This window comes from Staphylococcus sp. ZWU0021 (genome assembly GCF_000798895.1).
GTDB lineage: Bacteria > Bacillota > Bacilli > Staphylococcales > Staphylococcaceae > Staphylococcus > Staphylococcus saprophyticus.
In genome coordinates this window covers 535,455-547,794 of the sequence record NZ_JTLN01000027.1, presented here as the reverse complement: position 1 = coordinate 547,794, position 12,340 = coordinate 535,455, and the positions used below count along the sequence as shown (strand labels likewise).

General features: G+C 33.7%; 15 protein-coding genes and 1 other annotated feature. All 15 genes read left to right on the top strand.

Annotated elements, in window-relative coordinates:
- Positions 1-100 precede the first annotated feature (100 nt).
- The 15 genes from L987_RS08075 (at position 101) to secDF (ending at position 12,264) form a co-directional block, all read left to right on the top strand.
- Positions 101-559, top strand: a complete 459-nt coding sequence (locus L987_RS08075; RefSeq protein WP_011302941.1) for a DUF4930 family protein — start codon at positions 101-103, stop codon at positions 557-559.
- A 70-nt stretch (positions 560-629) separates the two neighbouring features.
- Positions 630-788, top strand: a complete 159-nt coding sequence (locus L987_RS13915; RefSeq protein WP_002483086.1) for a hypothetical protein — start codon at positions 630-632, stop codon at positions 786-788.
- Between the two features lie 390 nt (positions 789-1,178).
- A complete protein-coding gene (gene mreC / locus L987_RS08070) occupies positions 1,179-2,021 on the top strand; it encodes a rod shape-determining protein MreC (protein WP_011302942.1) in 843 nt (280 codons plus the stop codon).
- A complete protein-coding gene (gene mreD / locus L987_RS08065) occupies positions 2,021-2,539 on the top strand; it encodes a rod shape-determining protein MreD (protein WP_011302943.1) in 519 nt (172 codons plus the stop codon). The genes mreC and mreD overlap by 1 nt, the downstream gene beginning before the upstream one ends.
- Positions 2,540-2,574: 35 nt before the next feature.
- Positions 2,575-2,648, top strand: a sequence feature (ribosomal protein L21 leader region).
- 13 nt (positions 2,649-2,661) lie between these two features.
- Positions 2,662-2,970, top strand: a complete 309-nt coding sequence (gene rplU, locus L987_RS08060) for a 50S ribosomal protein L21 (RefSeq protein ID WP_011302944.1) — start codon at positions 2,662-2,664, stop codon at positions 2,968-2,970.
- A gap of 2 nt (positions 2,971-2,972) precedes the next feature.
- Positions 2,973-3,293 (top strand): ribosomal-processing cysteine protease Prp, encoded by a 321-nt coding sequence (locus tag L987_RS08055; protein ID WP_011302945.1) that lies wholly within the window; start codon positions 2,973-2,975, stop codon positions 3,291-3,293.
- A gap of 11 nt (positions 3,294-3,304) precedes the next feature.
- On the top strand, positions 3,305-3,589 hold the full coding sequence (gene rpmA, locus L987_RS08050) for a 50S ribosomal protein L27 (protein ID WP_002483091.1): 285 nt from the start codon (positions 3,305-3,307) through the stop codon (positions 3,587-3,589).
- Between the two features lie 131 nt (positions 3,590-3,720).
- Positions 3,721-5,016 carry a GTPase ObgE gene (gene obgE / locus L987_RS08045; protein ID WP_047503980.1) on the top strand — a complete coding sequence of 432 codons (1,296 nt, stop codon included), beginning with the start codon at positions 3,721-3,723 and terminating at the stop codon, positions 5,014-5,016.
- Positions 5,017-5,027: 11 nt separating this feature from the next.
- A complete protein-coding gene (locus L987_RS08040) occupies positions 5,028-5,483 on the top strand; it encodes an ACT domain-containing protein (protein ID WP_011302947.1) in 456 nt (151 codons plus the stop codon).
- A 12-nt stretch (positions 5,484-5,495) separates the two neighbouring features.
- A complete protein-coding gene (gene ruvA, locus L987_RS08035; protein WP_047503977.1) occupies positions 5,496-6,098 on the top strand; it encodes a Holliday junction branch migration protein RuvA in 603 nt (200 codons plus the stop codon).
- Between the two features lie 33 nt (positions 6,099-6,131).
- Positions 6,132-7,136 (top strand): Holliday junction branch migration DNA helicase RuvB, encoded by a 1,005-nt coding sequence (gene ruvB / locus L987_RS08030; RefSeq protein WP_047503974.1) that lies wholly within the window; start codon positions 6,132-6,134, stop codon positions 7,134-7,136.
- A gap of 2 nt (positions 7,137-7,138) precedes the next feature.
- Positions 7,139-8,164 (top strand): tRNA preQ1(34) S-adenosylmethionine ribosyltransferase-isomerase QueA, encoded by a 1,026-nt coding sequence (gene queA, locus L987_RS08025; RefSeq protein ID WP_047503971.1) that lies wholly within the window; start codon positions 7,139-7,141, stop codon positions 8,162-8,164.
- A gap of 20 nt (positions 8,165-8,184) precedes the next feature.
- Positions 8,185-9,330 (top strand): tRNA guanosine(34) transglycosylase Tgt, encoded by a 1,146-nt coding sequence (tgt, locus tag L987_RS08020; RefSeq protein WP_011302950.1) that lies wholly within the window; start codon positions 8,185-8,187, stop codon positions 9,328-9,330.
- Positions 9,331-9,345: 15 nt separating this feature from the next.
- Positions 9,346-9,606: a preprotein translocase subunit YajC gene (gene yajC, locus L987_RS08015; protein ID WP_011302951.1), complete on the top strand. Its 261-nt coding sequence runs from the start codon at positions 9,346-9,348 to the stop codon at positions 9,604-9,606.
- A gap of 381 nt (positions 9,607-9,987) precedes the next feature.
- Complete coding sequence (gene secDF / locus L987_RS08010; RefSeq protein WP_047503968.1) at positions 9,988-12,264, top strand: protein translocase subunit SecDF; 2,277 nt, start codon at positions 9,988-9,990, stop codon at positions 12,262-12,264.
- Positions 12,265-12,340: the final 76 nt, after the last annotated feature.

Below are 12,340 nucleotides of genomic sequence, written 5' to 3'. Positions count from 1 at the left end.
TTCATCAGTCTATGGGGAACTTTTTAAATACTACTTCAGACTGATGATTTTTTATGGGTAAAATTTTATAATTTAACATGACTTAATAGGAGGATGGTTCATGCGTTTTATATTTAGCATCATTAAAAATATTGTAGCAATTATAGCAATCGTTATTATTGTATTCTTTGCGCTTAAATATGCACCTTTTTTAAAAGACCAACAATGGAATCCAGTTAGTAACGATGAACCATCTGTAAACCATACGCAAACGAAAAAAGATTTAGCTGGAGGTCAACGTTATACTGTTAAAGATAATGATATATTGAATAACGTGCCACTCAGCCAAACTAAAAATGTTTTTGATTGGATAGATAAAAAAGAATTCATGTCTGTATCTGGCATATACAGGATGGGATACAGTGATGATTATTTAGCTGGTCAGCGCGGAGATGAATTTATTATTTATAAATTTGGCTCAGATTCAATCAGAGTATATAGAACAGAAATAGAGATGGAGCAAGATTTAAACCAACTGGGTGAACATATAGAACTATTACCACCTTCAAGCTACGAGTAAGGCGTTTGAATTCTATGCTAAAATGCGTTAGCCTTATATAAGTAAAAACGTTAAAGGTTGGTGTCTAATTATGAGTGAAGAAAAATCTAATGATAAAAAAGTAGATGAGCAAGCTAAAGCACAAAATCTATTTGCACGTTGGAGAAAAGAAGAAACATTATATAAAGAAGATGAAAAAGAAGCCGAAAAGAACGCTAACACTGAAACTTCAGAAGAAGATAAATCATAATATTTAGTTCATAGGTAATTAAGTCTGAAACCAAAACGTTTCAGGCTTATTTTATTATAATGTAACGACTTTTATTTGTTTGAATTGTAGTTTCAGATTTGAACAATGGGTGGGTAACTATACTATGTTTTATATAGATAATACGTCTTAGCACTTTATTTATTTAATATGGATCATTTTAATACACTATTCACGTTGAAAATTGTTATAATACAATGTATCGTTCTCTTATATATTAATTAAAAGTAGTTTGTTAAAGTTTGTATTTGTAGAATACCTAAACAAAAAGAACTGATTTGAAAATTATTGAGGTTCGTGCTTTATTTCAAACTATGAGTAATATAAAATGATAGAAGAACATAAAATAGTCGTGTAATAGAGGTGTTTAGGTTGTCAAAGTTTTTTAAAAACAACAAATTGATTGTTATTTTGTGTGCAATCATTGTGTTTATTGCCTTAATAGGCGTGTCTTTACGTTCGCAATCGCAATCACCGGTAGAACAATACGTAGGGGATTCTGTAGCGTTTGGACAAAAAGCGGTAAGTTATCCTGTGCAATTTGTGACTGGATCAATTAATAATCTATTTTCAAACGATGGTTCAAAAGAGCAATCGAAAAAATTGAAGCAATTAGAAGCTGAAAATGAAAGATTAGAAAGTGAAAATAAAAAGTATAAAAAAGAATTGGATATTGAAGATATATCTAAGTTTGAACCCATCTCTAGTACGGTTTTATCTAGGAATCCAGATCAGTGGATGAATACATTAATCATTAATCAAGGGTCTAAAGATGGCATTCAAAATAATATGGCTGTCATGACATCAGAAGGCTTAGTTGGTCGTATTTCTAAAGTTAATCAATTTTCATCTCAGGTTGATTTGATTTCAACCAATACACGTGCCAATCGATTATCAGTAAATATCCAACACGATAGTAAAAATGTCTTTGGTTTAATTGATCATTATGATTCGAAAAGTGAAGAATTAGTAATTACTGATATTAATAACAAAGATAGCATTAAAAAAGGAGATAAAGTTGTTACGAGTGGTTTAGCGGATCAACTACCTAGCAGTATTTACATAGGAGAAGTATCTAAAGTTGAAAATGATGAGTATGGGCTATCGAAAGAGGTTCGAGTTAAAACGGCAGCTAATTTATCAGACTTAAACCATGTTTATGTAGCTAAAAGAGATCCTAAGACGATACCTGACGATGGAAGTGGGGATAATTAATGCGAGCTTTATACTACTTTCTAATCGGTATAGTTTTATTCTATATTGACACAGTTATTGGGTTAGTCATTCCAATGCAAATAGGGGATAAGGACATTGTTTTTGTACCTCATTTGACGCTTATGTATTTACTATTAATTTGTGTTTACAGAAGCTTTGGTGTTGCTATGATTTTAGCTGCTGTATTTGGAATAGTAACGGACCTTTATTTCGGTAGTTTTTACGGATTATATTTATTTGGCTTCATTTTATTTGTTGTCATCATGGACTTTTTCTTTAAAACGTTTTATAGAGATAACACGATGCTATTTATTACGGTTTGGTTAAGTACGATATTCTTAGAAATATACGTTGCAATCATTTATAGTATATTAGGTTTAATTGCATTTAATTTTATAGACTTTATTGTTTTCAGACTAATACCAACACTAATATTAAATTTCATTTTATTAGTGATACTATATCCAATTATTACTAAATTCTTCAGAAAAGTACAAATGAAGATTGACAGTAAGTAATCGTAATGCTAAAATGCAGTAGTTGAGTAGTTTTTAGCTACATACAACCGCTCGGATTCAGGTTAAAGTACATGTATGTCACCTGAGTTTGGCGTGACTTAAATTATTAGGAGGTGCAAAGTATGTTTGCTATTATTGAAACAGGTGGAAAACAAGTTAAAGTTGAAGAAGGACAAGAAATCTTCGTTGAGAAATTAGATGTTAACGAAGGTGATTCATTTACTTTTGACAAAGTATTATTTGTAGGTGGAGATGCAGTTAAAGTTGGTGCGCCAACTGTTGAAGGTGCTTCAGTTACTGCTACAGTACAAAAACAAGGTCGCGGTAAAAAAATCACTGTATTCACATACAAACGTCGTAAAGACTCAAAACGTAAAAAAGGTCATCGTCAACCTTACACTAAATTAACAATCGACAAAATCAACGCGTAATTATGATTACTGTTGATGTTACATTGAACGATGCCGGTCAAGTAACTGATGTTATCATGGATGGTCATGCAGAACATGGCGAATATGGACATGATATAGTTTGTGCAGGTGCATCCGCAGTTCTCTTCGGAAGTGTTAATGCTATAATGGGATTAACAAGTGAGAAGCCCGACATTGATTACAATGATGACGGTGGATATTTCCACGTTAGAAGTGTAGACACTACAAATGAACAAGCGCAATTAATTCTTCAAGCAATGCTCGTATCATTGCAAACAATTGAAGAGGAATATAAAGAAAATATTAGACTAAATTATAAGTGAGGTGCAAGAATATGTTAAAATTAAACTTACAATTTTTCTCATCTAAAAAAGGACTTGGTTCTACAAAAAACGGTCGTGACTCAGAATCAAAACGTTTAGGAGCTAAACGTGCTGATGGTCAATACGTTACAGGTGGTTCTATTTTATTCCGCCAACGTGGTACTAAAATTTATCCTGGTGAAAATGTAGGTCGTGGTGGCGACGATACATTATTCGCTAAAATCGACGGCGTTGTTAAATTTGAACGCAAAGGTCGCGACAAAAAACAAGTTTCTGTATACGCAGCAGCTGAGTAATTTTTGTCATCGTTAACACCAGAAGTGATCACTTCTGGTGTTTATTTTTTGTCTTTATTTTCTAGTTAATGAGATAATGATATAATAAAAAAGATATAGAAGTTTAAAATTTGAAAAAAAGAGGTGAAATCATGTTTGTTGATCAAGTTAAAATATCGCTTAAAGCAGGCGATGGTGGTAATGGTATTACAGCTTATCGCAGAGAAAAATATGTACCATTTGGTGGGCCAGCCGGTGGTGACGGTGGAGATGGCGCGTCTATTATATTTGAAGTTGATGAAGGCTTACGAACTTTATTGGATTTTAGATACCAAACACATTTCAAAGCTAAAAGAGGTGACGGTGGTCAAAGCAGCAATATGCACGGTAAAAACGCTGAACCCCTTGTCTTGAAGGTACCACCAGGCACTATTATTAAAAGTGCAGATTCTGAAGAAGTATTAGCAGATTTAGTTGAAAATGGCCAACGTGCCGTTGTAGCTAAGGGGGGACGTGGAGGACGCGGAAACTCTCGATTTGCGTCACCAAGAAACCCTGCGCCTGATTTTAGTGAAAACGGAGAACCTGGCGAGGAAATTGAAGTAACCTTAGAGTTGAAATTACTTGCGGATGTTGGACTTGTAGGTTTTCCGAGTGTCGGTAAATCAACATTGTTATCTATCGTTTCTAAAGCTAAACCTAAAATTGGAGCATACCACTTTACTACAATTAAACCAAATTTAGGTGTAGTATCTACTAAAGATCAAAGAAGCTTTGTTATGGCTGACTTACCAGGTCTGATTGAAGGTGCTTCCGAAGGTGTTGGATTAGGGCATCAATTTTTAAAACATGTTGAACGTACTAAAGTAATCGTACATATGATAGATATGAGTGGTTCTGAAGGACGAGATCCCTATGAAGATTATAAAGTAATTAACGAAGAATTAAGCGCATATGAACATCGTTTAGAAGAAAGACCACAAATAGTGGTAGCAAATAAGATGGATATGCCGAATGCAGAAGATAATTTAGCTTTATTCAAAGAAGAAATAAACGACGATTCAGTACACATTATACCGCTTTCTACATTTAAGCATGACCACATAGATGAATTACTTTATGCGATTGCTGATAAATTAGAAGCAGTTAAAGACATTGACTTCAGTAAAGATGAGGAAGAAGATTTAGGTGTGAATAGAGTTGTTTATAAACATACGCCTAGTCAAGATAAATTCACTATTACTAGAGATGATGATGCTGCATACGTTGTTAGTGGTAAGGCAATTGAAAGAATGTTCAAGATGACTGATTTCAATAGTGATCCAGCAGTACGTCGTTTCGCACGTCAAATGCGCTCAATGGGTATTGATGATGCTTTAAGAGCACGTGGTTGTAGAAATGGTGATATCGTGAGAATTTTAGGTGGAGAATTTGAATTTGTTGAATAGGAGTGCATAATATGGACAAAAAAGATTACAAAAAGTTTTACTTAATTCGTGAGGATGTATTACCTGAATCTGTTGTGAAAACTTTAAAGATAAAAGAAGTCTTAAAAAATGATCCATCACTGTCCATATTTGAAGCTGTTAAGCAATTTGATTTATCAAGAAGTGCATTCTATAAATACAGAGATACGATATTTCCAATTGATGAAAAAATCGAATCAACAAGAGAGTTTACGTTGATATTATACGTAAATGATATTGTAGGCATGTTAGCAGAAGTACTGAATACATTATCGAATTTAGATTTATCTATCTTGACAATTCATCAAAGTATACCGATGGAAGGTAGAGCAACCATCACACTTTCATTGGATGCTACAAGTACCGATTTAGAGATTGATGATGTAATGGAAGCATTAAGAATCGTTGATCATGTTTCTAAAGTGGAATTAATTAGTATGACTATATAAGGAAGTGTATTCATGTACGCATATATTAAAGGCACATTAACTGAATTAAACCCTACACACGTAGTTGTTGAGGCTTCAGGTGTTGGTTATGAAATACAAACGCCAAATTCTTATCGTTTTCAGAAATACATGGACCATGAAGTGGTTGTACATACATCACTTATCGTGCGAGAAGATGCACAATTGCTTTACGGTTTTATAAATCAAGAAGAAAAAGATATGTTTTTAAGCCTAATTAAGGTAACTGGCATCGGACCTAAATCAGCATTGGCTATACTCGCAAGTAGTTCACCAAACGATGTCAAAATAGCAATTGAAAATGAAAATGATGCTTACTTAACAAAATTTCCTGGCATAGGCAAAAAAACAGCGAGACAAATTGTATTGGATCTTAAAGGCAAGGTCCAAATTAATGATGTAGACAGTGGCCAAATTTTAAATATGGATACTCAGGACCACGCTAATGCACCGATTATTAAAGAAGCTTTGCTTGCTCTAGAAGCTTTAGGGTACTCTAAACGAGAATTAACAAAAGTTGAAAAATCATTGAGTAAAGAAACATTTGACTCAGTAGACGATGCGGTTAAACGAGGCTTACAATTACTTATAGCATAAATATACAATTATATTTAAAAAGGGGGTAAAAAAATGGATGATAGAATGGTTGATCAATCTATGCATGATGAAGAATCTTCATTTGAGTTATCTTTAAGACCAACGAAACTACGCCAATATATTGGACAATCTACGATTAAGTCAAATTTAGAAGTGTTTATTAAAGCTGCCAAAATGCGACAAGAACCGTTAGATCATGTTTTATTATTTGGTCCCCCTGGTTTAGGTAAAACAACATTATCAAATATTATAGCCAATGAAATGGAAGTAAATATCAGAATCATTTCAGGCCCTTCTATAGAACGGCCGGGTGATTTGGCTGCAATTCTTTCAAGTTTACAACCTGGAGATGTGCTATTTATAGATGAAATTCATAGATTGAGTAGCGTTGTTGAAGAAGTATTGTATCCGGCGATGGAGGATTTCTTTTTAGATATTGTCATTGGTAAAGGTGAGGAAGCACGGAGTATTAGAATTGACTTACCGCCTTTCACGCTAATTGGTGCCACAACAAGAGCTGGTAGCTTAACTGCACCATTACGAGATAGATTTGGTGTACATTTAAGACTTGAGTATTACCAAGAGCTTGAATTAAAAGAAATCATCGTACGTACGGCAGAAGTTTTAGGTACCTCCATTGACGACGAAAGTGCAATTGAGTTAGCTAAACGTAGTCGTGGTACACCAAGAGTAGCAAATAGGTTGTTGAAACGCGTGCGTGATTTCCAACAAGTCAACGAAGATGAATTAATAAGTATTGCCACAACAAGAGCTTCATTACAATTACTTCAAGTTGATGATGAAGGTTTAGATTATATTGATCATAAAATGATGAATTGTATTTTAGAACAATATAAAGGTGGCCCTGTTGGCTTAGATACGATTGCAGTTTCGATTGGTGAAGAACGTGTAACTATCGAAGATGTTTACGAGCCATTTTTAATTCAAAAAGGATTTATAGAACGTACACCAAGAGGTAGAAAAGCGACACCTTATGCATTTGAACATTTTAGCAAGAAGAATAGAAAGAAGGAATAAGTTTGGATATTGAAGCATTTGATTATCACTTGCCTGAAGCATTAATTGCACAAACACCTCTGAAGAACAGAGATGAAAGTAGATTGCTAATTCTTGGCAGACAATCTGGTAATATTGAACATAAACATTTTAAAGATGTCACAGATTACCTTAATGAAGGGGATACACTTGTATTAAATGATACAAGGGTTATGCCAGCACGTTTATTTGGAATGAAAGAAGAAACAGGTGCTAAGGTAGAAATGTTAATGCTTACTCAAATCGAAGGCAATGATTGGGAAGTATTATTAAAACCAGCTAAAAGAATTAAGGTTGGTAACAAATTGACCTTTGGTGAAGGGAAAATCATAGCCGAATGCATTGAAGAACTGGATCAAGGTGGTCGTATCATGCGATTGCACTATGATGGTATCCTTCAAGAGCGTTTGGATGAGCTAGGTGAAATGCCATTGCCACCATATATTAAAGAACGGTTAGATGATCAAGAACGTTATCAAACTGTATATGCTAAAGCATCAGGATCGGCAGCAGCACCCACTGCAGGATTGCATTTCACAGATGAATTGTTAGAACGTATTAAAGCTCAAGGTGTAAATATAGCTTTTATTACATTACATGTAGGTCTAGGAACATTTAGACCAGTTAGTGTAGATAATATCGATGATCATGAAATGCATAGTGAATATTATCAAATGGATGAAGCTACAGCAAACCTTTTAAATAGTACAAGAGACAATGGTAATCGAATTATTTCTGTTGGTACGACTTCTACAAGAACTTTAGAAACAATTATGCAATCAAGTGATAGATTTGTCGCTAAAAGTGGATGGACAGATATTTTTATCTTCCCTGGATTTAATTTTAAAGCAATTGACGGATTAATTACCAATTTCCACTTACCAAAATCAACACTCGTTATGCTTGTGTCTGCTTTTAGTTCTAGAGATTATATCATTAATGCTTACAATCACGCTGTAGCTTCAGAATATAGATTTTTTAGTTTTGGAGATGCAATGTTAATTATTTAGGGAATGAAAGGGGATTTTATATGCCAACGCCAGCTGTTACATATGAGCATATTAAAACTTGTAAACAATCAGGTGCAAGACTAGGTATCGTTCATACACCTCATGGTTCGTTTGAAACACCAATGTTTATGCCTGTTGGAACGAAAGCAACCGTAAAAACAATGAGTCCAGAAGAATTACATCAAATGGAAACTAAGATTATACTAGGTAATACATATCATTTGTGGTTACAACCGGGAAATGATATTATCAGAAAGAGTGGGGGGTTACATCAGTTCATGAACTGGAATGGTCCAATACTGACAGATTCTGGTGGTTTCCAAGTATTTAGTTTAAGTAATTTAAGAAAGATTACTGAGGAAGGTGTAGAATTTCGCCATCATACAAATGGATCTAAACTATTTTTAAGTCCTGAAAAATCTATGCAGATTCAAAATGACTTAGGTTCAGATATCATGATGGCATTTGATGAATGTCCACCTATGCCAGCTGAATATAAATATGTGAAAGACTCGATTGAAAGAACAACAAGATGGGCAGAACGCTGTCTTAAAGCACATTCGAGACCAGAGGATCAAGCCTTGTTTGGTATCATACAAGGTGGAGAATATAAAGATCTTAGAAAGCAAAGCGCTGAGGAGTTAGTAGCTTTAGATTTTCCTGGATATGCGATTGGCGGATTGTCTGTAGGAGAACCTAAACCAGTGATGTACGATATGGTACACCATACGGAACAATTTATGCCCAAAGATAAACCACGTTATTTAATGGGCGTTGGCTCGCCTGACGCATTAATAGAATGTAGTATTAGAGGCATGGATATGTTTGACTGTGTATTACCAACACGTATAGCGCGTAATGGTACTTGTATGACTTCTCATGGTCGTGTAATCATTAAAAATGCCAAATACGCTGAAGATTTGGGACCACTTGATGATAATTGCGATTGCTATACTTGTAAAAATTATAGTAGGGCATACATAAGACATTTAATAAAAGCAGAAGAAACTTTTGGAATACGTCTTACTACTTATCATAATTTACATTTCTTGCTGAAATTAATGGAAAATATCCGACAAGCAATTCGTGAAGATCGCCTTCTAGATTTTAAAGAAGAATTCTTTGAACAGTATGGACTTAATGTTGAAAACCCAAAAAACTTTTAAAAGGGAGAAAAAATAATGCAATTTACTTCATTGATATTACCAATATTATTATTAGTATTAATGTGGTTCTTCTTAATTAGACCACAACAAAAAAAGGCTAAAGAGCATCGTGAAATGATTAGTCAAGTAAGCTCAGGTCAACGTGTTACAACAATCGGCGGTATCAAAGGTACGGTTCGTAGTGTTGACGAAACAACAGTTGTATTAACTTTAAATGGTAATGGTACTGAAATCACTTTAGAAAAACCAGCTATTAAACAAGTTGATCCTTCATAATAAATGTTAGAACTGATATGTTTATATCAGTTCTTTTTTTATATCTTTTAATCAAATTGATCTAATATATAATAAGATGATGTTGGTTATTAGGTTACCTTCAGCTAGTTATAATGACAAGTAAGACCTTTAACGCTATAGAGTGTTATAATTTAATGTAATACCATATATTTAACATTATACGAATGTTAGTCAAAACTGGGCTTTGCTATCGTTACAATGAAATATACAAGGTTAATTTAGTTGAGTTAGTTTTTACACTCGTTGTAATATGTTAAGATATATAAGGTTGTTGAGTAAAATTTTCTAGTTTCATTAAACTTGCATTAATATAATTTAATCGAGTATTCTTAAAACATAAGCTTACAATGAGGTGTTCAAGTGAAGAAAAGTAGTAGAATAGTTGCGTTCATATTACTTGTAGTTCTGTTGTTTGCAGGCATGGGACTTACATATAAGAACGTAGTTAAAGATGTCAATCTTGGATTAGACCTACAAGGTGGATTTGAAGTCTTGTATCAAGTTGATCCTTTACAAAAAGGCGATAAGATAGATGATAAAGCGGTAAAAGCGACAGCTAAGACGCTTGAAAACCGTGTCAATGTCTTAGGGGTTTCAGAGCCTAAAATACAAGTCGAAGATAATAATAGAATTCGTGTGCAGCTAGCAGGTGTGAAAAATCAATCTCAAGCCCGCGATATCTTATCTTCACAAGCGAATTTAACGATTCGTGATGCTGATGACAATGTCAAACTGACAGGTAAAGATATTCAACAAGGGTCAGCTAAACAAGAATTCAAGCAAAATACAAATCAACCAGCAGTTACTTTTAAATTAAAAGATAGCGATAAATTTAAAAAAGTAACTGAAGAAATTTCTAAAAAAGATGAAAATGTCATGGTTGTATGGTTAGATCATGAAAAAGGTGATACTTACCATAAAGAAATGGATAAAAAAGATCCTAAATACGTTTCTGCAGCGTCTGTAGACAAACCGATTAACTCAGATAGTGTGGAAATTTCTGGTGGTTTCAATGGTGAAGAAGGCGTAGAGAAAGCAAAACAAATCGCTGATTTATTAAATTCTGGTTCATTACCAGTAGACCTTAAAGAAATATACTCAAATTCTGTAGGTGCACAATTTGGTCAAGACGCTTTAGATAAAACTGTATTAGCGGCTGCAATTGGTATTGCTGTTATTTACCTATTTATGTTAGGTTTCTATCGTTTACCGGGATTAGTTGCAGTTATCGCTTTAACAACTTACATTTATTTAACATTAATAGCGTTTAACTTTATTTCTGGTGTATTAACATTGCCAGGATTAGCTGCGTTAGTACTTGGTGTAGGTATGGCAGTCGATGCTAATATTATAATGTATGAGCGGATCAAAGATGAATTGAAGATTGGGCGAACGCTTAAACAAGCCTATAAAAAAGCTAATAAGAGCTCTTTCTTAACTATTGTCGATGCACAGCTGACTACAGTCATTGCAGCAGCAGTGTTATTCTTCTTTGGTGAAAGTTCTGTTAAAGGTTTCGCAACGATGTTATTATTAGGTATCCTAATGATTTTCGTAACGGCAGTATTCTTATCAAGATGGTTATTATCGTTATTAATATCATCTAATTTCTTTAAGAAATCCAAATGGCTATTTGGTGTTAGTAAGAAAAATATCCATAACGCTAATGAAGAAAAAGAAATACATGACTTGAAAACACCATACGAGCGCATTGATTTTATGAAATTAGCAAAACCTTTATTAGGTTTAAGCGTGCTTATTATTGTTGTGGGTGCTATCATATTATTTATTTTCAGATTAAATTTAGGTATTGATTTTACAAGTGGTACTCGAGTTGATTTTGAATCTAATAATAAAGTCGACGAGAATAAAGTTACAAATACTTTAGAAAGTAAAGGCTTTAAACCGGATCAAGTTTCTCTTGGTGAAAATGATAAAAACGCAACAGTACAATTTAAGCATGACTTGTCTAAAGACGAAGTTTCTAAAATTCAAGATACGGTAGACCAATCATTTGGTAATAAACCGACTGTGAACACTGTATCACCAGTTATAGGACAAGAATTAGCTAAAAATGCAATGTTAGCACTCATTTACGCAGCGATTGGTATCATCATTTATATTACATTTAGATTCGAATGGCGAATGGGTCTGTCATCTGTACTTGCATTGCTACATGATGCCTTTATGATAGTTGCCGTCTTCAGTCTATTTAGAATAGAAATCGATATTACGTTTATCGCAGCAGTTCTTACAATAATTGGTTATTCTATCAATGATACGATTGTTACATTCGATAGGGTACGGGAAAACTTACACAAAGTAAAAGTGATTACTAAAAATGAACAAATTGATGACATTGTTAATAGATCTATACGTCAAACAATGACACGTTCTATTAATACTGTACTAACTGTACTTATTGTTGTAATTGCATTGTTGATTTTCGGTGCGCCAAGTATCTTTAACTTCTCATTAGCTTTATTAATTGGATTAATTTCAGGCGTATTCTCATCTGTATTTATTGCAGTACCGCTATGGGGTATTATGAAGAAACGACAGCTTAAGAAATCAGACAATAACAAAATCATTGTTCATAAAGAGAAAAAATCAAATGATGAAAAGATTTTAGTATAAACAATCAGTCATTGAAATTATAGTGAAACGGCTTTCTGCATAAATTGTAGAAGGTCGTTTTTCTTTATCAAAGTAG